Here is a 21,868-nt window from a genome sequence, read left to right as displayed (position 1 = left end):
ATGTTAAATGCATATATCTATGATGGTTTGCGTAGTCCATTTGGCCGTCATGCGGGTGAACTTGCCTCAATTCGTCCTGATGATTTAGCAGCAACGGTCATTCAAAAACTACTTGAAAAAACTGGTGTACCGGGCGCGGATATTGAAGATGTTATTTTAGGCGACACTAATCAAGCGGGTGAAGATAGTCGTAATGTGGCACGAAATGCATTATTACTTGCAGGTTTACCTGTCACTGTACCGGGCCAGACGGTAAACCGCCTATGTGCTAGTGGTTTAGGTGCCGTGATTGACTCAGCACGTGCCATTACTTGTGGTGAAGGCGAACTGTATATTGCAGGTGGTGTAGAAAGTATGTCACGTGCACCCTTTGTGATGGGTAAAGCAGAAAGTGCTTATAGCCGTGATGCAAAAATTTATGACACCACCATTGGTTCTCGCTTTCCCAATAAAAAAATTATTGCGCAGTACGGCGGTCATTCAATGCCTGAAACGGGCGATAACGTTGCAGCCGAGTTTGGGATTAGCCGTGAGCAAGCTGATTTATTTGCAGCTCAATCACAAGCCAAATATCAAAAAGCCAAAGAAGAAGGTTTCTTTGCCAATGAAATTACGCCAATTGAGGTTTTCCAAGGCAAAAAATTGCCACCTAAACTCGTTTCTGAAGATGAACACCCTCGCCCAAGTTCAACTGTTGAAGCACTTACAAAGTTAAAACCGCTCTTTGAAGGTGGCGTGGTCACTGCGGGTAATGCCTCAGGTATTAATGATGGTGCAGCAGCACTCTTGATTGGTTCAGAAGCAGCGGGTCAAAAATATGGCCTAAAACCAATGGCAAAAATCTTGTCTGCTGCGGCGGCTGGTATTGAACCACGCATTATGGGTGCAGGTCCGATCGAAGCCATTAAAAAAGCTGTTGCGCGTGCTGGTCTTACTTTAGATGACATGGACATTATTGAAATTAATGAAGCCTTTGCTTCACAAGTTTTATCTTGTTTAAAAGGTTTAAATGTTGATTTTAATGATCCACGTGTGAACCCGAACGGTGGTGCGATTGCTGTTGGTCATCCACTTGGTGCTTCAGGCGCTCGTCTTGCGTTAACAGTAGCGCGCGAGTTAATTCGCCGTAAGAAGAAATATGCCGTGGTGAGCCTATGTATTGGTGTAGGTCAAGGTCTTGCGATGGTGATTGAAAACGTTTCATAACCATTGAACCCGATATCCATTCATCACAACAGCGCAGTGATGAATGGATTTATTTTGCAGAGCGAAATATAATGGCAAAACTATTGCTTTAATTATATTTGAGGATCGAATGTCTCAAAACACGGAAACTGAAAAACCAATAAATTTTGATGAGATACGTTTAGATCCTATTTCGCATATACATCGGGAAAATAACCCGCAATTTATTGCTTCTTTAGCGCGCGGTTTAGAACTTTTAAGATGCTTTTCTGCAAATAATCAGGTGCTTGGCAACCAAGAATTAGCAAAAATGACAGGTTTACCTAAACCGACCATTGCACGTATTACCAATACCCTTGTTTCATTAGGTTATTTAAAACAATTGCCTAACTCGACCAAATACACACTAGATATTGGTGTCTTATCTTTAGGATATGCAGCTTTATCTAACATCTCGATTCGTAATATTGCTCATCAATATATGGAAGAGATGAGTCAGTATGTTCAAGCGCCTGTGGCGATGGCAACGCGTGACCGCTTAAATATGGTGTATATCGATGTTGTGCAAATTGAAACTGCATTGAATATGCGCCGTCCAATTGGTTCTACTTTGCCAATCCATAGTAGTTCAATGGGACGAGCATGCTTGGCTGCGACTCCTGAACGTGAGCGCAATTTTCTACTTGATGCGTTGAAACAAAAGAATCCAGAAAACTGGCCAGCCATAAAACGCTCATTAGAACGAGCTTTCCGTGATTATCAAGATTATGGATATTGTTTGTCGTTAGGTGAGTGGCATAAAGAAGTGAACTCAGTGGCTGTACCTTTAGTTAGTTCTAAACATGGTCTTTATGTTTTTAACTGTGGTGCGCCAAGTTTTCATTTAAATCCGGAAAAACTTGAAGGTGAAATTGGACCACGTTTAATCCACATGGTGCACAATATTCAAGATGCCTTGAATGAAACGCACTAATAACCGTACTTAAAAGAGTCATGGTTGTGTTGATTAAAGTTCCACTTTCATTATGACTATAGGCATGATGAAAAACGCACTCTATACCCCAACCATTATTTTAATGGCAATTGCCGCAGGCATTTGTACAGGTGGAAATTATTTTAGTCAGCCACTTATTCACTCAATTAGTGTAAGTCTAAATTTAACTGAAACAACTACAGCGTGGGTGCCAACTCTAGCCCAAATCACCTACGCATGTGGCTTACTCTTTTTAATGCCATTAGGGGACATAATAGAAAAGCGCAAACTGCTATTTATCTTTATGTTATTGGCTTCAAGTGGATTAATTATTAGCGGTTTTTCGCACAATATTTATCTTTTACTGCTTGGCACTATCATTACTGGTTTATTTTCCAGCGCAGCTCAACTTTTGTTACCACTTGCTGCAAGTCTGGTTCCAATTCAACAAAGCGGCCGTGTTGTAGGCTTTTTACTGAGTGGACTGATGATGGGGGTTTTACTCGCCCGCTCCCTTTCTGGACTGATGTCTACGCTTTTCGCTTGGAATATTATTTATCTGGTCAGTGGTTTTCTATTACTTGTTATTGCCTTTATTTTGCATCGTAATATCGGGTTATTTCCATCAACCAAATCTGAAAACTATGTAAAAACTATTCGCTCTTTACCGCAGATTTTTATTCAAAATTGGCGGTTAAGAACCAGAACTTATATTGGTGGTTTTACATTTGCTTGTGTAAGTTTAACCTTTACCACCATGTCGTTGCTTCTGGCTCCAGCACCTTATTTTTTTAGTGACTTTACCATTGGGCTTTTCAGTTTTGTTGGCGTGTTAGGAACGTTCGTTGCCAATTTTTCAGGTAAATTTATTGACCAAGGCTATATCCATAAAATTTCAATTTATTGCGGCATTGGGCTTATTGTAAGTTGGATTCTTTTTTCACTTTTACCCTACCATTTTGCTTTTTATATTATAGCCTTACTTATTCTCTACGCTTCTCTTTCTGCGGTACATGTCACCAATCAAAGTATTGTATTTAAACTTAATCAAGAACTACGTTCGCGGTTTAATGCCATTTATATGACAGGTTACTTTGCTGGCGGCGCTTTAGGCACAACGGCAGGAAGTTATGCTTGGAAACACTTCGGATGGACAGGTGTCTGTATTTTAGGCTTAATTTTTGCCGTGCTATGTCTTTATTATTGTGTGCTTGATGCAAAAAATCAGCACAATTAAAGCTTGTGCTGATCTTATATAAAGTAGGCAATAGTTCGTTATAGAACCCCTAATAACCGACCACGAATAATATCTTCTGCCTCTTTGACAATCCGGCTAACCAGTTCATCGCATGTCGGAATATCATGGATTAAGCTTGCGACTAAACCGCATGACCATGCACCTGCATTAACATCACCATTAATCATGACTTTTGGATAAACCCCTGCAACTTCTTCAATAATATCTTCAAATTTAATGTTATCGCCGAGTGCTTTTTCTTTTGCCACGATTTTTTCTACGGCCGCATTATTCATGACACGTTCAGTATTTCGCAAAGCACGCATAATTAAACGCGTATCTCGTTCGGTTGCATTTAAAATCGCCTGTTTCACATTTTCATGTACGGGAGCTTCCTGAGTCGCAATAAAACGCGTGCCCATATTAATTCCATCAGCTCCCATCGCTAAAGCAGCCGCGAGTGAGCGCCCATCTGCCATACCACCTGAGGCAACAAACGGGATGTCTAATGCATCGGCTGCTAAGGGCAATAAAATCATATTTGGCACGTCATCTTCACCAGGATGCCCACCACACTCAAAACCATCTACAGAAACCGCATCACATCCAATTTGCTGAGCTTTTAAGCTATGTCGAACCGAAGTACATTTGTGAATTACTTTAATACCAGCAGCCTTTAAATATGGCATCACCTGTTCAGGATTACGCCCTGCTGTTTCTACAATCTTTACGCCACCTTTAATAATTGCCTCTACAAAACCCGGATAATCAGGAGTATTTACGGTAGGTAAAAAGGTTAAATTTACCCCAAAAGGTTTATCGGTCATTTCTCGGCAACGTGCAATTTCTTTTGCCAGATTTTCAGGTGTACGCTGAGTCAGGCCAGTGATAATACCTAACCCGCCCGCGTTCGAAACCGCAGCAGCAAGCTCTGCAAAACCAACATAATGCATACCGCCTTGAATAATTGGATGCTCAATTTCAAATAGTTCTGTAATTTTGGTCTTCATATTCTTTCCACTCACTGTTCTATAGCCAGCCTCTTATTTCCCTAGCAGGGCTAGATGCTTATTTACACATAAATCCTATCAGTATTTAAAGTAATTTAAGTTAAAAATTTCACAATACAAAATTTTATACCACAATATAAAACAAAATAATTGATAACGGAATTATTTTTCGATAGCATCAGTTTAAATTTTAGACGGAAAATTATTTAAAGGAATGAACGATGCAGCAGAACAACAAAACCCAAAGCGAGCTTAAAACAGGCACAATTCATAAGTATTTTGATAGAAATATACTAACGCTCACCATGAGTAATGCCACTAAAAAGAATGCAATTAATTATGAAATGTATGCAGCTTTAAGTCAGGCATTAGATCAAGCTGCAACCAATCAAGACATTCATGTGGTTGTGCTTACTGGTGAAGACTCCGCATTTACCAGCGGCAATGATGTAAACGCATTTGAAAAACGAGATACCACCACTTCAGAACCACCCGCTTCGATTGTTTTCTTAAAAAGCTTAGCAACTTTTCCAAAACCGATTATTGCTAAAGTAAATGGTGTGGCAATTGGCATTGGCAGCACTATGCTTCTACATTGCGACCTTGTATATGCAAGCCAAAACTCTATTTTTCAGTTCCCCTTTGTGAATTTAGGGCTTGTACCTGAAGCGGGTTCAAGTTACATCTTGCCAAGATTATTGGGCTTTGCTCGAGCTTCGGAAATTATTTTACTCGGTGAAAAGTTTTCGGTGGAACAAGCAAAAAATTATGGTCTGGTAAATGAAATATTTGAAGCCAATGAGCTGGATCAAGTGGTTGAAGATGTGGCAATTAAACTTGCTCACAAACCAAGCCAAGCCTTACAGCTCAGTAAAAAGTTACTAAGAGATATGCCAATTGATGATCTACTCAATCGTATTGACCATGAGTCGACTATTTTCTCGCATTGTTTACAAGGTTCCGAGTTTAAAGAAGCATTAAGTGCTTTCAAAGAAAAACGGAAACCGAACTTTCATAAGCAAACAGCCTAAAGCTTACCCAATAAAAAGCCAGCCTTGAAAAAAACAAAGCTGGCTCTTATAAATGGATCAAATAGGTTTAGCTAATCTCGGTACGAATATTATTCACCATATGTAAAAGACGTGGTGCAATATCTTCTTCGAGTTTTTCACGGTTCATAATAAAGCTTGGACCACCACAGTTAAACACCAATAAACCATGTTGTTCATGAATGAGTGGAACCGCAACCGAATTGACATCTTTATGCCATTCGCCAATAGAAAAACAGTATCCAAAATCTTGGTAATCTTTAAAGGCTTTGTCTAAATCACGGTTAATTTTGATCCAGTCTTCTTTGTGCTTGTTACGAATGGCATTAAGTAAGAACTCTCTTTCATCTTCAGGCATTGCAGCTAAACACGCACGTCCCATCGAACTTAAATGAATCGGTAAATAGGTTCCAACTTGACGGCGCATGGTCATATTGCCTTTGCCTTGCACCACATCAAGATAAATCATGTTCAGTCGATCACGTGTTGCCATGGCTACAGCAGCGCCAGCATAGTCTGCCAAATTTTTCATATATGGATGAGCAATAGAGCGAATCGATACGTTAGACAGCATCGAATAACCAAACGCAAGAACTCCAACTGAAAGCTGAAATTTGCTTGAGTTAGGTACTTGTTTGATATAACCCAAACGCGACAAGGTATGTGTGAGGCGAGTAATGGTTGGTTTTGGCAAACCTGTCATCTGAGCAAGCTCTTGATTGCCCAAATGCTGATGTTTAGGCGTAAAACAACGTAATAGCTCTAAACCACGTGCTAATGCAGTAATAAATTGACGATCATTTTCATCCTGCATGTCTTCAATCGGATGTAATAATTCATGCCTTAAAGGCGCTAATAATTTTTCTGTCTGTTCTGCATCAACTGCATCATTCATTGTCATACCAATCCATATTTTGTTTCGCACTGCGAAAATTATAATCTATTTTTTCTATAAATAGCAAAAGAGCAAACATCCTAGTCTGCATTTTAAAGATAACTTCATTTAACTTATTAAAGCGAAAGATTAAATATTTTATTTTCTGATTTTAAATATAATTTTAATCTTCCGCTTCTAAGCCACCTACCCAATTACGCCCTTTTCTTTAAGCTCTGCTAGTTTTTCTGAAGAAACTATTCGCCCCAAAACGGCCTGCGTATGCTCACCCAACAGCGGAGGTGCTGTTTTGTACTCAACTGGCGTTCTAGAAAGTTTGATTGGTGACCCAATTACCTTCAGTTTTTCACGTTGAGGATGGTTCATCTCGACTAACATTTCACGGGCAATCACTTGCGGTTCTTGAAAAGCTTGTTCCAAGTTATTGATTACACCTACGGGAACTTTAGCAGCATAAATTGCATCTACCCATTCATCTGCTGTTTTTGTTAAAAAGTGAGTTTGTAAAATTCCGATAATTTCATCGCGATGCTTAATTCGGTCTGCATTTCGGGCAAAACGTACATCATTTGGTAAATCGGGTAAACCAATACTTCGACAGAGTTGAATAAACTGAGTGTCATTTCCACATGCAATAATAAAATCACGGTCAGAAGCTTTGAACACTTGATAAGGCACAATATTAGCGTGTGCATTGCCATAACGCTTAGGGATATTTCCTGATGACAAATAATTCATTCCCTGATTTGCCATTGTGGCAATTTGAACATCAAGCAAAGCCATATCAATATATTGGCCTAAACCCGTCACATGGCGGTTGAGTAAAGCAGCCTGTATGGCAATCGTAGAATAAAGTCCCGTGGCTAAGTCAGAAAATGCAACGCCTACTTTTTGTGGACCACCACCCGGCAAATCATCACGCTCACCTGTAACTGACATGAGTCCGCCCATGCCCTGAATAATAAAGTCATAACCGGGCTCTTCTGCTCTTGGGCCAGTTTGACCAAAACCAGTAATCGAGCAATACACCAGTTTAGGGTTAATCGCAGATAAAGACTCGTAATCCAAACCGTACTTCTTTAAAGAACCCGCTTTGTAGTTTTCAATCACGACATCGGTATCTTGAATAAGCGCTTTAATCAATTCTTGGCCATCAGGATTGGCAATGTCGATGGCAACCGATAGTTTATTGCGGTTGGTTGACTGATAATAAGCGGCTTCTTGAGTATCTTGGCCTGAGTCATCTTTCATCCAAGGTGGTCCCCAAGAACGGGTATCGTCACCAACTTTCGGCCGTTCAATCTTGATTACTTCTGCGCCTAAATCGGCAAGAATCTGCCCACACCAAGGCCCAGCCAATACCCGACTTAAGTCAAGCACCCGAATTCCATTTAAAGCACCCATCTTTATCCCACTATATTTTGTGACTTATTTCCTATAGGAAAACTTATCCATTTAAAATTTCGCATAGCGATATATATTTTTAATATACACACCTCTTTTGAAAAATCAAACTTTAATTTTCCACTAAAAATAATGATTTTTTACAAGAAAATATAGCTTAAATAAATCAACAAATTAGCCAAATATAAATCAACAACAGAGTATCGCATTGCGAAATTAATTTTCAAAATATATTGTTTTGCGTTCGTCCTTTGATTACTATCACTTCAAATATTGGTGATTTTACGAACATCACATTGATGTTTTCTGCATGTAGTAAAAGGACGAGACTATGATTCGAGATCAGGAAACCTTAGATCAACTTGTTGATATGATTCGACAATTTGTTGAAGGTGTATTAATTCCTCATGAGAATGAAGTCGCTGAAACGGATGAAATTCCTCAAGATATCGTTGAGCAAATGAAAGCGCTCGGTTTATTTGGTTTAACCATTCCAGAAGAATACGAAGGTCTTGGCCTGACGATGGAAGAAGAAGTCTATGTGGCTTTTGAATTAGGTCGTACCTCTCCTGCTTTTCGCTCTCTGATTGGAACCAATAATGGTATTGGTTCAAGTGGCCTGATTATTGATGGGACCGAAGCACAAAAATCATTTTTCTTGCCACGTTTAGCACGTGGTGAAGTGATCAGCTCTTTTTGCTTAACCGAACCGGACGCAGGTTCTGATGCGGCATCTTTAAAAACCAGTGCAGTAAAAGATGGCGATTTTTATGTGTTAAACGGCACTAAACGCTTTATTACCAATGCACCTCATGCTGGTGTATTTACAGTCATGGCACGCACAAACTTTGACATTAAAGGTGCTGGCGGCATTTCTGCCTTTATTGTTGATAGCCAAACTCCAGGCATTTCTCTTGGCAAACGCGATAAAAAAATGGGACAAAAAGGTGCCCATACCTGTGACGTTATTTTTGAAAATTGCCGCATCCCTGCTTCGGCACTCATTGGTGGTGTTGAAGGTGTTGGTTTTAAAACGGCCATGAAAGTACTCGATAAAGGCCGTTTGCATATTGCTGCCTTGAGTGTCGGCGCAGCAACACGAATGCTAGACGATTCTTTAAATTACGCCATCGAACGCAAGCAATTTGGACAACCGATTGCCGAATTCCAACTCATTCAAGCCATGCTTGCTGACTCGAAAGCCGAGATTTATGCCGCCAAATGTATGGTCTTAGACGCTGCACGCCTACGCGATGCAGGGCAAAACGTTAGCACGGAAGCATCTTGCGCAAAAATGTTTGCAACCGAAATGTGTGGCCGCGTTGCTGATCGCTGCGTACAAATTCACGGCGGTGCGGGCTATATCAGTGAATATGCCATTGAACGTTTTTATCGAGATGTTCGTTTGTTCCGTCTTTATGAAGGGACCACTCAAATTCAACAAGTGATTATTGCCCGAAACATGATTCGCGCTGCGTCTTAATCAAATTTTAAGCACTTTAAAACGACTTGAAGTGCTTTCAATCAAATGTAGGTAATGGATTATGGCTACAAATTACAAAGAAGGTCTTTCTCGTATACAGCCTCATACGTGGAAAATAGCATTTATTTTTGCATTTCTAGCACTATTGGTAGATGGTGCAGATTTGATGCTGCTGTCTTATAGCTTAAATAGTATTAAGGCAGATTTTGGATTAAGTTCAGTACAAGCAGGTATGCTTGGCAGTTTTACATTAGCAGGTATGGCTGTTGGTGGAATTTTTGGGGGATGGGCGTGCGATAAATTTGGTCGTGTGCGCATTGTTGTTATTTCTATTTTAACTTTCTCACTCCTCACCTGTGGCTTAGGTTTCACTCAAAGCTTTCTTCAGTTTGGTATTTTAAGATTTTTTGCATCACTGGGTTTGGGTTCACTTTATATTGCCTGTAATACCCTCATGGCCGAATATGTCCCAACCCGTTATCGCACCACAGTACTTGGAACCTTACAAGCTGGCTGGACCGTCGGCTATATTGTTGCGACCTTGCTTGCAGGCTGGATTATTCCTGATCATGGCTGGCGCATGTTGTTTTATGTTGCGATTATTCCGGTCATTATTGCTGTTCTCATGCATGTGCTTGTACCAGAACCAGAAGCATGGCAAAAGTCTCGACTACAACAACCAGTCATGGCTCAAAACGCATCGAAAACCTCGGCATTTAAGCTTATTTTCCAAGATAAACGAAACCGTAATATGTTTATCTTATGGGCTTTAACAGCTGGCTTCTTACAGTTTGGCTATTATGGCGTAAATAACTGGATGCCGTCATATCTAGAAAGTGAACTCGGTATGAAGTTTAAGGAAATGACCGCCTATATGGTAGGTACATATACCGCTATGATTTTAGGTAAAGTTCTTGCGGGCATGATGGCCGATAAATTAGGACGTCGTTTTACTTATGCCTTTGGTGCAATCGGCACTGCTATTTTCTTACCTCTGATTGTCTTTTATAACTCGCCAAGCAACATTCTATATTTACTGGTGACCTTTGGTTTCCTCTACGGCATCCCGTATGGCGTAAATGCAACCTACATGACCGAAAGCTTTGCGACAGCCATTCGCGGTACAGCCATTGGTGGTGCTTATAACGTCGGACGTTTAGGCGCTGCATTAGCCCCTGCAACGATTGGTTTCTTAGCCTCTGGCGGCTCAATTGGGTTAGGCTTTGTCGTCATGGGCGCTGCCTACCTCATTTGTGGTGTGATACCAGCCCTATTCATTAAAGAAAAAATATACGACCCTCAAAAGTCGTAAAAGATCCATCACAAAAAATCCTATAGGTCCTATGCCTATAGAATTGATGGTCTAACGATCTAAACATGTGTTTTAGATGGTTAGCAGGAAATAAGGAGTTTACTCCTCAAAGTTACTCCTTATTTCCACATATATAGAGTTTATTACTCTTCATTTTAATTTTTTAGGTAAGCTTAGCTCCCAAGGGAGCTAAGCTTAAAAATATATTGGCCTAAACTATCTTTAAGGTCGTTCACCCTGCCCCAAACGGCGTTCAATATCATCGAGTACATTTGGCAAATCAGCGACACTATCAATCACATAGTGAGCGCCCGACGCATTCATTTTTTGGTATGCCTTATCTTTTAGAACAATCTGTTCATCGGCCGATAATGCACTCCACTCTTCATAGCTTAAACCGACTTCATTGCCACTAATCGCAAGTCCGACGGTCCAGCATCCAGCATTTAAACCTTCATCGATACCCACCACGGTATCATCTACTTTTACAACAGTTTTGATGTCCGATACGTCGAGTTGAATTAAGTTCTTCCATAACATTTCAGGATATGGACGGCCATATTTCACGTCACTGGCAGTAACGATACAGTCTGGACGGTAGCCCTGATCGGCAGCATCTTTAACCAAACGACCAATCATCATGGATGCATAGCCCGTATTACTACCAATTTTTGCACCACGCTTTTTAATATTTTCAAACGTTTCCAATGCACCCGGAATTAAAGCAGAACATTTCGGAATAGAATTTAACTGGTACGGAATAAAGTCTTTATATAAACGGTCAATATCTGCTTCAGTTGCCGCCTGCCCGTATACTTCCTGCCATGCCGCTGCTACACGCGGCATTTTTAAAACAGCTGCAATATGGTCACGTTTTTCTAACCCCATTGGGGCACGCGCTTCTTCAACCGTAATTTCAACTTTATTGTCTTTAAATAAAGCCATAAAAGCTAAAATTGGTGCGCGTGAGCCAAAATCTACTGTTGTACCAGCCCAGTCAAAAACCACAGCCTGAATTTGTGTGTTGTTGGTTGTCATGATGTATCCCCTTAATTTAATAAAAATTATGCTGTTACAGCTTGGTTTAGGTGGTTTTCGCAGTAGCTCGCAATTGCAGCAAGAAGCCCTTCAATATCTTGAATATAAACTTCGCCAATATTGCCTATACGGAAGCAGTTGAGATCTGTGACTTTGCCCGGATAAATTACATAGCCTGATTTTTTTAGCGTTTCATAGAATGACTGAAAGCTAAATTTCTCGGCTGTTGGGTAAAGAAAAGTGGTAATGATGGGTGATTGTGGGCACTCTTCACCGAGCACCAATTCAAAGCCAAGTTGTTGCATACCTTTAGATAAGGTTTGTTGGTTTTGTAAATAACGTTGATAACGTGCAGCAACACCGCCTTCTGTCTCAAGCTCAAGTAATGCTTGATAAAATGCACGTACCACATGGGTTGGCGAGGTAAAACGCCATTTACCGTTATGCTGCTCCATCGTATTCCACTGGTCATACAAATCGAGACTGACCGAACGTGCCAAGCCTTTACATGCTTCTAGGCAATCACGCTTTGCCAAAATAAAGCCAAAGCCCGGAACACCTTGAATACATTTATTTGCACTTGAAATTAGAAAATCAATTTCAAGCTCAGCCATATCCATAGGTACTCCACCAAATGAACTCATGGCATCCACAATCCAGATTTTTCCTGCTGCTTTAACTAAACGGCCAATGTCTTGAATCGGATTTAAAATACCAGTGGTGGTTTCACAGTGCACACAAGCAACATGGCTAATGGTTTTATCTTCTAAAACGCGCTCAATCTCTTGTAAATCTGGTGTTTGAGTTTCTAAATAGTTCAGCTCTACAACTTCAATATTTAAGCAACGCGCCATTTGCACCATACGTGCACCATATGCGCCGTTATTAATGATCAAGATTTTGCCATCACGCGGAATAGCTGAACCAAGTACAGACTCCACAGCAAAACTTCCACTGCCTTGCATTAACACAGCCGTATATTTTTCAGGTTGACTGGTCGCCAAGTTGACTAGACGAGAGCGGATATCTTGTACCAGTGAGTTGTATTCTTGGTCCCAAGTACACCAGTCTTTTTGCATTGCACGGCGTACTGTTGCCGATGTTGATAATGGTCCTGGAGTAAGAAGCAAATACTTGTTCTCTAAATCCATATCGAGTTGGGGTTGCATGTTCATAATGTTACTCATTTCTTTCGCGTTCATTTCAATATACATCAATCTGGTTTAAACCAGATGACAAACTAGTAAATATTTTGTTCTAATATTTCTTTCATAAAGCCAGCCCCTGTAGTCATGCCTTTGCCAGCAATCGCACTCACCAGAAAGATATTTTTTTCAGCTTCAGTGACACAGGCCAACTCATGTTCATGGGTCAGGTAATAACCATTCCAACGTTTTTGAATTGGAGGTAAATTCAGCCCTAGTTTTTCATGGCAGTAAGCTTGGATAAATTCATTAATCTCTTCACGCTGCTCGAACTGAGGCGCTTCATTAATCGAATGATATTCATGACTATCGCCTACGATCAGTTCGCCAAATTCGTTTTGTTTAATCAGAATATGAATACCGAATTCTTTAATGAAACCCTGTTGTGACGCTTTAACCAGCTCGGCATGACTTGGGCAAATTTCAAAAGCCGGATAACGTGAAATAGATAAGCCTGAATAAAGAGAAGCATTTAATTTTTGGTGAAACCGTTGAGTCAGGGCCATTTGTAAGCCACAGCGTTTCAGATTCAAGCTTTGTAAGAGATCCGGATATAAAACATCGATGATTTCACCGTGGCAGATCAAAACTTTATTTGCCCGATATGCCTCGCCACTTGCAAAGCGAACCTGACAAATTTCATGTTGATATTGGGTTTGAACGACACAAGCATTGGTATAAATCTTTACGCCTTTTCTTTCGGCATATGCCAATAGTCGCTGCCCAACCACATGCGGTTCGACCGAATAATCTTCTTCAAAAACCAAACCGCCTTGAAACTGCTGCGAAGGATTTAAATAAGAAAATTGGGTGACCAATTCCTCATGGCTAAACAAATGAACTGGAATTTGGTAATTATTTGCACGCTCGGCAAACTCATTTAAAACCTGCCATTCAAGTGCCGTGTTTGCCAGATAGACACCTTGGCGTTGAGCAAACGAAATATCGGTTTCAGTTTGAATACGCTGATAAAAAGAACGCGTTTCAAGCGCGTACTTTCGCCACTGTTGCTCTGGATGGGTTAAGGTCGATGTTCCGACCATGCCGAAATTACGGCGAGTTGCGCCCACAGGCTTGGCATTTTTCTCGAAGATGCAAACTTTCAAGCCTTGTTCTTGTGCCTGTATTGCAGCGGACAAACCTAAAATACCGGCTCCGACAACAATTAAATCAAACTGTGCATTATTCATAAGACTTCCAATTTGCGAAATTTAGGATGAATAAACCCTTGCCTTGTTGAACAAAGCATTTCGTTTCAGTCGGTTAAATAAAAATTGTGTTTAGCTAAAACTTAGTGAGCGCTTTCACGCCATTGCTGACTTCTTGCCATAATTTTTCTGGTAAATAACCAATGAATGAGTTTTACAACACATGAAGTGGTTAAAATGAGAATGCTCATAGCAACAGCGGCAACCGTGTCTCCCGCATCATCCATATTTAAAACGGCCACCGCAGCTAAACTAGTGTCTGGTGAATAAAGGAAAATGGCAGCCGACACAGTGGTCATCGCATTAACAAAAACATAGACCGATACATCGCATAGCGCTGGAAAACACATTGGCAAATACACTTTCCAAAAGGTTTTCCACTTCGATGTTCCTAGAGTTTCCGCCGCCTGATCGAGCTGTAGCGGAATCTGTTTAATCGCATTGGTTAAAGTGAGATGTGGCACAGTGTAATAATGCACAATGGTTGAAATCACCAAAATGGTCATAGTTCCATACAGCACATTTAACGGGTTACTTTGCTGGTTAAAAAACAAAATATAAGCAATACCTAGAACCAGCCCCGGTACGGCAAGAGGTAATAAAACCAAAGCTTGCACATAGTTTTTAATGAGTGGATGTGCCTTAAAACGTTCGGTTAATAGTGCCACCATAAAAATGAGTGCCGTTCCAAAAACCGTACTAAAGAGTGCCATGCGAACCGAGTTAAAGTACGCTACCCAACCGCCACCATCGACATATTCAAAACTGTAATGTGCTAAGGTCAAAGACAAATCATAAGGCCAAGACTGAATAAAAGATGCGAGCACAGCCGTAAAGATAATCAGTAAAATCGCACCTGAAACTAATCCACAAAATATGCTCAGAACAACTTCAAGTTTTTTATTCGATGCTGAAACATAAGGTTTAGCCTGAAAGGCTTGAAACCGTGCATGCCGCTTGCTTTGTATTCGATCGAAAATAAATACAAACACTGCTGGTAGCAATAACAAGATGGAAATCACCGCACCCATGCTCATATTTTGCTGCCCAATAATCTGCTTATAGACATCAAGCGCCATCATGTTAAATGAACCGCCAATGACTTTCGGAATTCCGAAATCGGTCAGCACATAAATAAAAGCCACCAGACTTGCGCTGATGAGTCCATACCGAATTGCTGGTAGTGTGACATGGTAATGCGTCTTCCAGATATTTTTACCCAGTGACAAAGATGCCTCAATTAAACGCTGATCGACACTGCGAAAAGACACCATCATCAACATCAAAATTGCTGGAAATAGCCAAAAGCAGTAGCTGATTAAAATACCGATTGGACCATAAATTTGTATATCGCCCAGCAAAGGTTTAAACACACCTTGCTTACCAAATAAATAAACCAATGCCAAAGACGGTAAAAGTGACGGCGCTAAAATGGGTAAAAAAGCGACCACTTTAAAGAAGCCTTTGCCTTTCATATTGACGTTGGTAAGTGCAAAAGCATAAATACTGGCAAGCAACACTGTAATGACAGTGGCAGCACAAGCAACCCACACCGAGTTAAATACAGAGCTGAGTAAAGCTGGACTTGCAAAATAGTTATAAAAATTTTCAAGGCCAACAAAATTTTGATTTTCATCAAAAAATGCATTTTCAAACAGCATCATTAAAGGTGCAATAATCGCTAAAGTCAAAGCGATTGCGACCATAGCCAAAGCAATATTTGATCTTAATGAATATGCAGTTTTTCGACGCGGCTGTGTTTTTAAAACCGCTGAAGCAGCTTCATTTAACATAGTGCGTACCCTTGTTCGTCAAAGACATGAATGAGCTGATTAGGCACTTTTATAAACATGAGTTCTTGCAAAGATTTGAACTTGGTATTTTCAATTTCAATTTGCAACAGGTGTTTTGCCTGCTCAATTCCATCGATATGAATAGCGCAAAACAAACGACGCTTGGCGCCCAAAAATTCAGTGCTTAATACTTTAACTGGCAAATACAATGACTCTTTATCACTACCAAAATCATCAACCAACTCGACGGCTTCGGGTCTAAAACCAATGCTGTAGCTTTGCCCTGCTTTAAGTTTTTGCTGTTCCAAATTTAGAGGAATAAAACCTAAAACCTCGAGCTGATTAACAACCGAACAAGTGGCTGCCAAAAAGTTCATGGTGCCAATAAACTTTGCAACGAATTGGGTTTGTGGCTTGTAATAAATATTATGCGGCGTATCAATTTGTTCAATAACGCCATGATTCATTACCACAACACGATCAGAAATGCTTAATGCTTCTTCTTGGTCGTGTGTGACCATAATAGTTGGCAAATTAAGCTGCGATTGAATCGAACGGATCTTCTGTCTTAGGTTTAGACGTACCTGAGCATCAAGTGCAGAAAGCGGTTCATCGAGCAGTAAAATATCAGGATTCGGTGCAATTGCCCGAGCCAGCGCAACACGTTGCTGCTGCCCGCCTGACAATTGATTTGGATATTTTTTAGCAATATCGGGTAATTCAATCAGTTCTAATAACTGCTGAACCCTTTGGCTACGCTGTGCCTTATCCCACTTTTTTTTGTCTAAGCCAAACGCAATATTTTCTTCAACGTTTAAGTTTGGAAATAACGCATAGTTCTGAAACACAATGCCGCAGTGACGCTTTTCAGCACTCAACAAGGTAATGTCTGTGCCCTTTTTTATAACCTTTCCATAATCAGGTTTTTCTAGACCCGCAATTATGCGTAGCAGTGTGGTTTTACCACATCCTGAAGGCCCTAAAAAGCTCACGAACTCCCCAGCTTTCAGGTCTAAATTAATATGCGTTAGGACCTGAAAGTGTTGGAACTTTTTTTGGATATCCACCACTTCTAAAACCGAAGGGCTATGTTCAGGATATTTATAGGTCGTTAATGTCGACAATAAATGCCCTGCTAACTCACCCTTTTGGTTTTGTCCAAGCAGCGATGATTGCAACGACGAAGGAATTTGCATAATGAGGCCTTTATCCAAAAGATCACTTTTCAAAACGCTTTGACCATTCAGCCAAAATACGTTCACGCTGCTCGGCTGCCCAATAAAAATCATTTTTTACGAGCCTTTGAGAAAGATTTTTCGGGAAGTCCATAGTGGTATTTTCAATGCCTTTATAGGCCACCATTGAAAAGTTATGGGCATAGGCTTCGTTTGCCGCTTTGCTTACCGACCAATTTATAAATTTCTGTGCGCTGCTTAATTTTTTGGTTCCTTTCACAATTGCTGAGGCTTCCATTTCCCAGCCTAAACCTTCAGTTGGATAAACCACTTCTAAAGGTGCACCCTCTGCTTTTAATTTAAATGCCGGATAACCGAAAGAAACTCCAATTGGGATTTCGCCTTGTGCAGCCATCTTGCAAGGTTTTGAGCCAGAGTGCGGATATTGTGAAATGTTTTTATCTAAAGCCTGCATATAGTCCCATGCCTGCTTTTCGCCCCAAATCTGCATCCAAGCCGTGACATCTAAATAGCCTGTGCCACTCGAAGCTGGGTTTGGCATCACAATCAAGTTTTTATAAATCGGGTTGGTTAAATCTTTCCAAGTTTTTGGAATCGGTAACTTACGTTTTTCTAATTCGACTTTATTGACACAAATTGCAGATTCCCATGCATCCATACTCGTCCAAGTCGGTACAGTTTTTTGGCTTACAAATTCTGGTTTTAAATTTTGCACACCTTCAGGTTTGAAAGGCTCGAGCATGTCTTTTTTTTCCATGACCAGTAAGCTAGTTAAAGCCACACCAAAAACCACATCCGCTTGTGGGTTTTTCTGCTCTGCCAAAAGTTTAGCAGTGATTACACCAGTTGAATCACGTACCCATTTTACTTTGAGTTCAGGATAGGCTTTATGCAATTCTTCTTGGTATTGTTTAAGTTGGTCGGCTTCCACTGCCGTATAGACTGTAATTTCTTCTGATTGTTTTGATGTTGCTGATGAACATCCCATTTGAATAGTGACTACCACACCTAAAACTGATGCAGTACCGAGTTTAATTGTCTGTTGAACATACTGTTTCATCTGCAAACCATCGAATGCAATTATTTGATGATGGTATTTCAACAGCTTTATATGACAGTTTAATTAATCTGGTTTAAACCAGATTGCATTTTTATGCTCGCGCTTCGAAATGTAAATCTAAAACATCATGTAGCCAATATTCTTGGTCAACATCGGTAATCACACCTTCTTCATTTCTGTTGCTACGACAAATATATAAACCAAGCGCGCCAACATTCACATGCAGTGCTTTGACCTGCTGTTCCGATAAAGCTGTTGGATACAGATTAATATCAGCTCTGGTGATATGGCAGTTATATTGATTTGCCATCAGTAAAGTAATGGATTGCTTGAGATCATGAGTTAAAAACTCGGGAAAAAGCTCGGCATTTACCCGTAAATGCTCAACCAAAACAGGGCGACCATTAATACAACGACGTCGCCAAACTGAATAAATTGGATGCCCTTTTTCAACTTTTAAATGCTTGGCATCCCAAGAAGTGGCCTGAGTCAGTTCACTCGAAATCACTTCTGTAGAAGGTTCATAGCCTTGTTCAATCACAAACTGATTAAAGTTTTTTGTCGATTGCGGGTGATAAATAATACGAGGAGAACGAACATACCAACCACGGCGGTCTAGTCGATAAATCAGGCCATCAGTTTCCAAAGCCAGTAAAGCTTCACGTGCAGCCACGCGAGTGGTTTGAAATTGTTCAGAAAGCACTCTTTCCGAAGGGAGTTTTGCGTGGGCTTCTAATACGCCAGATTCAATATCATGGGCAATTGCATCGCGAATAGGAATATATTTAGGTATGCGTGCTTGGTCCTGTTCCATACAAACTTAGAATTTATAAATAAAGAAATTAATAGCAATATACTGAAAAAATATGACAAAAGCTTTTATTAATGCTGATCTTTTAAGCAAAACAATCTCTTAAGCTAGTACGGCCTACTTAAATTTTTCTATAAAAAAAGAGCATTTTCATGCCCTTTTTATTTTTACTTAGTCTTTAGCTTGCGTGCTTAAAACTATCAATTTGCTTAATTTCATAAGGCAAACCGACATAGTTTTCAGCCAATGTGGTTTTACCTGCAATCGAGCCAAGCACATAACTTAACTCGGCTTGTTTAATCTTATGATCAAACTCACTTTCAGTTTCAAAACGATGCAATAAATGAGTCATCCACCAAGAAAAACGCTCTGCTTTCCATACGCGTTGTAGGCATTTTTCAGAGTATTCATTTATCCCTTGTTCGGAACCTTCGGCATAATATTCAATGAGTGCGCTTGATAAATAAGCAATATCAGAGGCAGCGAGATTTAAGCCTTTTGCTCCAGTCGGTGGAACAATATGCGCAGCATCACCTGCTAAAAATAGTTTTCCGAAACGCATTGGTTCGGTCACAAAGCTACGTAACGGCGCGATACTTTTTTCAATAGAAGGTCCTGTCACTAACTTTTCACGGCTTTCAGGGTCTAGACGGTTTTTTAGCTCATCCCAGAACTTTTCATCTGACCAGTCTTCTACATGATCTGTTAAAGGCACTTGTAAATAATAACGGCTACGCGTTTCTGAACGCATACTACATAAAGCAAATCCACGTTCTGACTGTACGTAAATGAGTTCATCCGCTACAGGTGGAACATCGGCCAACACCCCTAACCAGCCAAACGGATAAACTTTTTCAAAGGTTTTAATTTTGTCTTCTGGGACACTGGCACGGCAGACACCGTGGTAACCATCACACCCTGCTATAAAGTCACACTGAATTTGAAAAGCTTTACCTTGGTACTCAAACTCAACTTTCGGTGCAGTGTAGAAATCTTTTACTTGTACATTTTGAGCTTCATAATATGAAGTGAGCTGTGCTGCTTCACGCGCAGTCATTAAATCTTTGGTGACTTCGGTCTGGCCATATACAGTCACTTGTTTACCACCTGTAAGTGCTGCCAAATCAACCCGATGCTTTTCACCATTGGTTAAGATTTCGATGCCCGAATGTGGTAATCCTTTTTCTTTTAAGTTTTGGTCAACGCCTGCTTGTTTAAGTAAATCGACCGAAACTTGCTCTAAAATTCCTGCGCGAATCCGTGAAGCCACATATTCAGCACTACGTTGCTCAACAATAATATGATCAATTCCAGCTTTATATAGAAGTTGCCCAAGCAATAACCCTGCTGGTCCAGAACCAATAATTGCAACCTGTGTCTTTAAAATATCCATAACTTCATCCTTGTTTCATCCTGACTTTTAAATTACTGGCTTTAAGTTTTGTTCACTATGTATCCAAGACGAAAATAACCGTTTATCATTTAGTTTGTCCGAATAGCGGACAGAAACAACCAAAATAACAGGAATGAAAGGATGCCTTCTCTCGATGCTTTTCTAGAGCACCCGAACTCGCATGAGAAAATTCGTCAAGATGACTACATTGCAGGATTAGCAAAAGGCTTGGCTTTATTGGAAGCTTTTGGAACAGATCGGCAACGGCTTAATGTCACTCAAGTGGCAGAACGAACAGGTATTAGTCGTACAGCGGCAAGGCGTTACCTAAAAACTTTAAAATACTTAGGCTATTTAGAAACCGATGAACATTACTTTTGGCTCACTCATCGCGTACTGCGCTTTTCGAGTTCTTATCTAAGCTCTGCCCACCTGCCTAAAGTTGCTCAATCATTTTTAAATCTTTTGTGTGCCCAGACATCTCTGACTTTTTCGATTGTGGTGTTAGACGATAACGAAGTGGTGCCGATTGCCCGTAGTTATTTACCACAGCAAGATAATTTGCGCGTTAGCCCTTATGGTATGCATTTAGGAAACCGTCTCCCTGCCCATGCCACTTCCACGGGTAAAGTATTGCTAGCAGCACTACCTGAAGAAGCGCAACATACGTGGGTAAAAAATTACGGTTTAAAACGCTTAACGCCTTTTACCATAGTAGATGAGTCAAAGTTTTTTGAAGTGCTTAAGGGTATTTCGTTATCGGATTATTGTCTTTCTAAAGAAGAACATGAACTTGGTGTAATTGCGATTGCCGTACCCGTATTTAACGCCCAAGGTCAAGCCATAGCAGCACTTAACTGCATGTCTCAAACCAACCGCATACAAGAAGATTATTTGGTTCAGCAAATTTTGCCATTGCTGCGTAACACGGCAAATGAACTTAGAAATGTAATTTAAATAGACTTAGAAACTCTTGTCATCAATTAGAGGTACAAGAGTTTCAACTCATAATTTTAAATAGCGAATTTTTTGACTTGTTGGCTTGCCAAATCTAAAGCATTGCTGCGATAGGCCTGCATGTCTAAGCCTTCTGCATATATAAAATCGACGTCATGAATGCCCATTAGCCCTAACACTGCTTTGAGATAAGGCGTGACTGCCTCAGTTTCTTGGCCGACATGAATACCACCCCGACTACTTACCACCACCGCTTTTACCCCTTCAACCAAACCTTGAGGATAAGTTTCGGTATAGCGGAATGTTTGTCTTACTCGTGCCACCAAATCAAACCAGTTTTTAAGTTGAGTCGGGACATTTAAGTTGTACATGGGTGCGCCAATGATCAATAAATCAGCGCTTTTTAATTCAGCAATTAATTCGTCCGACAAAGCAACGATTCGTTGAATGTCTTGATTTACATTTTCAGCCCCACGAAGCGCCTGAAAAATTTCTAGATCTAATACAGGCAGATTCATTTCAGCTAAATTGCGTATGGTAATGTCATCTTGCAAACCTTGGTCTTTTCGATATTCAAGCATGACATCAATTAGGCGATTGGTTTGTGAACCCTCACCCATAATGCTGGATTTTAATACCAATATTTTAGCCATGACCAT

Annotated in this window: 19 protein-coding genes; 7 read left to right on the top strand and 12 right to left on the bottom strand. The window is 40.4% G+C overall.

The features are described from left to right. From GO593_RS14365 to GO593_RS14355, 3 genes are all read left to right on the top strand, one after another. Positions 1 to 1,206, top strand: coding sequence for a 3-oxoadipyl-CoA thiolase (locus GO593_RS14365; protein ID WP_000930805.1), 1,206 nt, complete (start codon positions 1 to 3; stop codon positions 1,204 to 1,206). Positions 1,207 to 1,315: 109 nt separating this feature from the next. Then, complete coding sequence (locus tag GO593_RS14360; RefSeq protein WP_000081480.1) at positions 1,316 to 2,158, top strand: IclR family transcriptional regulator; 843 nt, start codon at positions 1,316 to 1,318, stop codon at positions 2,156 to 2,158. A gap of 64 nt (positions 2,159 to 2,222) precedes the next feature. Then, the gene (locus GO593_RS14355) at positions 2,223 to 3,395 is read left to right on the top strand and encodes an MFS transporter (RefSeq protein ID WP_000977188.1); all 1,173 of its coding nucleotides are present in this window, start codon (positions 2,223 to 2,225) and stop codon (positions 3,393 to 3,395) included. Positions 3,396 to 3,433: 38 nt separating this feature from the next. Here the strand turns inward: GO593_RS14355 and GO593_RS14350 are convergent, their stop codons facing one another. Beyond that, a complete protein-coding gene (locus GO593_RS14350; protein ID WP_000850357.1) occupies positions 3,434 to 4,405 on the bottom strand; it encodes an NAD(P)H-dependent flavin oxidoreductase in 972 nt (323 codons plus the stop codon). A gap of 221 nt (positions 4,406 to 4,626) precedes the next feature. Here GO593_RS14350 and GO593_RS14345 point away from each other — a divergent pair, with 221 nt between their 5' ends. Next, positions 4,627 to 5,436 carry an enoyl-CoA hydratase gene (locus GO593_RS14345; protein WP_001186963.1) on the top strand — a complete coding sequence of 270 codons (810 nt, stop codon included), beginning with the start codon at positions 4,627 to 4,629 and terminating at the stop codon, positions 5,434 to 5,436. Between the two features lie 67 nt (positions 5,437 to 5,503). Here the strand turns inward: GO593_RS14345 and GO593_RS14340 are convergent, their stop codons facing one another. Beyond that, on the bottom strand, positions 5,504 to 6,349 hold the full coding sequence (locus GO593_RS14340; protein ID WP_000996083.1) for an IclR family transcriptional regulator: 846 nt from the start codon (positions 6,347 to 6,349) through the stop codon (positions 5,504 to 5,506). 186 nt (positions 6,350 to 6,535) lie between these two features. Continuing rightward, positions 6,536 to 7,753, bottom strand: coding sequence for a CaiB/BaiF CoA transferase family protein (locus GO593_RS14335; protein ID WP_000501102.1), 1,218 nt, complete (start codon positions 7,751 to 7,753; stop codon positions 6,536 to 6,538). A gap of 331 nt (positions 7,754 to 8,084) precedes the next feature. Between GO593_RS14335 and GO593_RS14330 the strand changes: the two genes are divergently transcribed. Further along, positions 8,085 to 9,236: an acyl-CoA dehydrogenase family protein gene (locus GO593_RS14330; protein ID WP_000617414.1), complete on the top strand. Its 1,152-nt coding sequence runs from the start codon at positions 8,085 to 8,087 to the stop codon at positions 9,234 to 9,236. A gap of 61 nt (positions 9,237 to 9,297) precedes the next feature. Next, positions 9,298 to 10,548, top strand: coding sequence for an MFS transporter (locus GO593_RS14325; RefSeq protein WP_000224811.1), 1,251 nt, complete (start codon positions 9,298 to 9,300; stop codon positions 10,546 to 10,548). 222 nt (positions 10,549 to 10,770) lie between these two features. On the opposite strand, the gene phnX is transcribed toward GO593_RS14325, so the two are convergent. From phnX to pobA, 8 genes are all read right to left on the bottom strand, one after another. Next, complete coding sequence (gene phnX / locus GO593_RS14320) at positions 10,771 to 11,586, bottom strand: phosphonoacetaldehyde hydrolase (protein WP_000210530.1); 816 nt, start codon at positions 11,584 to 11,586, stop codon at positions 10,771 to 10,773. Positions 11,587 to 11,612: 26 nt separating this feature from the next. Next, entirely contained in the window at positions 11,613 to 12,800 is a 1,188-nt protein-coding gene (gene phnW, locus GO593_RS14315) for a 2-aminoethylphosphonate--pyruvate transaminase (RefSeq protein ID WP_002134457.1), read from the bottom strand. A gap of 26 nt (positions 12,801 to 12,826) precedes the next feature. Further along, a complete protein-coding gene (locus GO593_RS14310) occupies positions 12,827 to 13,981 on the bottom strand; it encodes a TIGR03364 family FAD-dependent oxidoreductase (protein ID WP_001057857.1) in 1,155 nt (384 codons plus the stop codon). Between the two features lie 101 nt (positions 13,982 to 14,082). Then, the gene (locus GO593_RS14305; protein ID WP_000930927.1) at positions 14,083 to 15,792 is read right to left on the bottom strand and encodes a putative 2-aminoethylphosphonate ABC transporter permease subunit; all 1,710 of its coding nucleotides are present in this window, start codon (positions 15,790 to 15,792) and stop codon (positions 14,083 to 14,085) included. Next, positions 15,786 to 16,988, bottom strand: coding sequence for an ABC transporter ATP-binding protein (locus GO593_RS14300; protein ID WP_001984018.1), 1,203 nt, complete (start codon positions 16,986 to 16,988; stop codon positions 15,786 to 15,788). Before GO593_RS14300 ends, GO593_RS14305 begins: the two co-directional genes overlap by 7 nt. Before the next feature lie 22 nt (positions 16,989 to 17,010). Next, a complete protein-coding gene (locus tag GO593_RS14295) occupies positions 17,011 to 18,048 on the bottom strand; it encodes a putative 2-aminoethylphosphonate ABC transporter substrate-binding protein (RefSeq protein WP_000816408.1) in 1,038 nt (345 codons plus the stop codon). Between the two features lie 91 nt (positions 18,049 to 18,139). Then, on the bottom strand, positions 18,140 to 18,862 hold the full coding sequence (locus GO593_RS14290; protein WP_000434319.1) for a UTRA domain-containing protein: 723 nt from the start codon (positions 18,860 to 18,862) through the stop codon (positions 18,140 to 18,142). Between the two features lie 175 nt (positions 18,863 to 19,037). Next, on the bottom strand, positions 19,038 to 20,252 hold the full coding sequence (gene pobA / locus GO593_RS14285) for a 4-hydroxybenzoate 3-monooxygenase (protein WP_000353515.1): 1,215 nt from the start codon (positions 20,250 to 20,252) through the stop codon (positions 19,038 to 19,040). Between the two features lie 141 nt (positions 20,253 to 20,393). Here pobA and pobR point away from each other — a divergent pair, with 141 nt between their 5' ends. After that, positions 20,394 to 21,209: an IclR family transcriptional regulator PobR gene (gene pobR, locus GO593_RS14280; protein ID WP_001139490.1), complete on the top strand. Its 816-nt coding sequence runs from the start codon at positions 20,394 to 20,396 to the stop codon at positions 21,207 to 21,209. A 56-nt stretch (positions 21,210 to 21,265) separates the two neighbouring features. Here pobR and GO593_RS14275 read toward each other — a convergent pair whose 3' ends face one another. Continuing rightward, complete coding sequence (locus GO593_RS14275; RefSeq protein WP_001062890.1) at positions 21,266 to 21,862, bottom strand: NAD(P)H-dependent oxidoreductase; 597 nt, start codon at positions 21,860 to 21,862, stop codon at positions 21,266 to 21,268. Positions 21,863 to 21,868: the final 6 nt, after the last annotated feature.

Origin of the sequence: Acinetobacter baumannii (assembly GCF_009759685.1) — a bacterium.
Lineage (GTDB): Bacteria > Pseudomonadota > Gammaproteobacteria > Pseudomonadales > Moraxellaceae > Acinetobacter > Acinetobacter baumannii.
This window is presented reverse-complemented; position numbering and strand designations above follow the sequence as displayed.

Bases quoted from the DNA above. Each gene is read 5' to 3' on its own strand.
- GO593_RS14365 (WP_000930805.1), top strand. From the start codon at position 1: ATGTTAAATGCATATATCTATGATGGTTTGCGTAGTCCATTTGGCCGT.
- GO593_RS14360 (WP_000081480.1), top strand. From the start codon at position 1,316: ATGTCTCAAAACACGGAAACTGAAAAACCAATAAATTTTGATGAGATA.
- GO593_RS14355 (WP_000977188.1), top strand. From the start codon at position 2,223: ATGATGAAAAACGCACTCTATACCCCAACCATTATTTTAATGGCAATT.
- GO593_RS14350 (WP_000850357.1), bottom strand. From the start codon at position 4,405: ATGAAGACCAAAATTACAGAACTATTTGAAATTGAGCATCCAATTATT.
- GO593_RS14345 (WP_001186963.1), top strand. From the start codon at position 4,627: ATGCAGCAGAACAACAAAACCCAAAGCGAGCTTAAAACAGGCACAATT.
- GO593_RS14340 (WP_000996083.1), bottom strand. From the start codon at position 6,349: ATGAATGATGCAGTTGATGCAGAACAGACAGAAAAATTATTAGCGCCT.
- GO593_RS14335 (WP_000501102.1), bottom strand. From the start codon at position 7,753: ATGGGTGCTTTAAATGGAATTCGGGTGCTTGACTTAAGTCGGGTATTG.
- GO593_RS14330 (WP_000617414.1), top strand. From the start codon at position 8,085: ATGATTCGAGATCAGGAAACCTTAGATCAACTTGTTGATATGATTCGA.
- GO593_RS14325 (WP_000224811.1), top strand. From the start codon at position 9,298: ATGGCTACAAATTACAAAGAAGGTCTTTCTCGTATACAGCCTCATACG.
- phnX (WP_000210530.1), bottom strand. From the start codon at position 11,586: ATGACAACCAACAACACACAAATTCAGGCTGTGGTTTTTGACTGGGCT.
- phnW (WP_002134457.1), bottom strand. From the start codon at position 12,800: ATGTATATTGAAATGAACGCGAAAGAAATGAGTAACATTATGAACATG.
- GO593_RS14310 (WP_001057857.1), bottom strand. From the start codon at position 13,981: ATGAATAATGCACAGTTTGATTTAATTGTTGTCGGAGCCGGTATTTTA.
- GO593_RS14305 (WP_000930927.1), bottom strand. From the start codon at position 15,792: ATGTTAAATGAAGCTGCTTCAGCGGTTTTAAAAACACAGCCGCGTCGA.
- GO593_RS14300 (WP_001984018.1), bottom strand. From the start codon at position 16,988: ATGCAAATTCCTTCGTCGTTGCAATCATCGCTGCTTGGACAAAACCAA.
- GO593_RS14295 (WP_000816408.1), bottom strand. From the start codon at position 18,048: ATGAAACAGTATGTTCAACAGACAATTAAACTCGGTACTGCATCAGTT.
- GO593_RS14290 (WP_000434319.1), bottom strand. From the start codon at position 18,862: ATGGAACAGGACCAAGCACGCATACCTAAATATATTCCTATTCGCGAT.
- pobA (WP_000353515.1), bottom strand. From the start codon at position 20,252: ATGGATATTTTAAAGACACAGGTTGCAATTATTGGTTCTGGACCAGCA.
- pobR (WP_001139490.1), top strand. From the start codon at position 20,394: ATGCCTTCTCTCGATGCTTTTCTAGAGCACCCGAACTCGCATGAGAAA.
- GO593_RS14275 (WP_001062890.1), bottom strand. From the start codon at position 21,862: ATGGCTAAAATATTGGTATTAAAATCCAGCATTATGGGTGAGGGTTCA.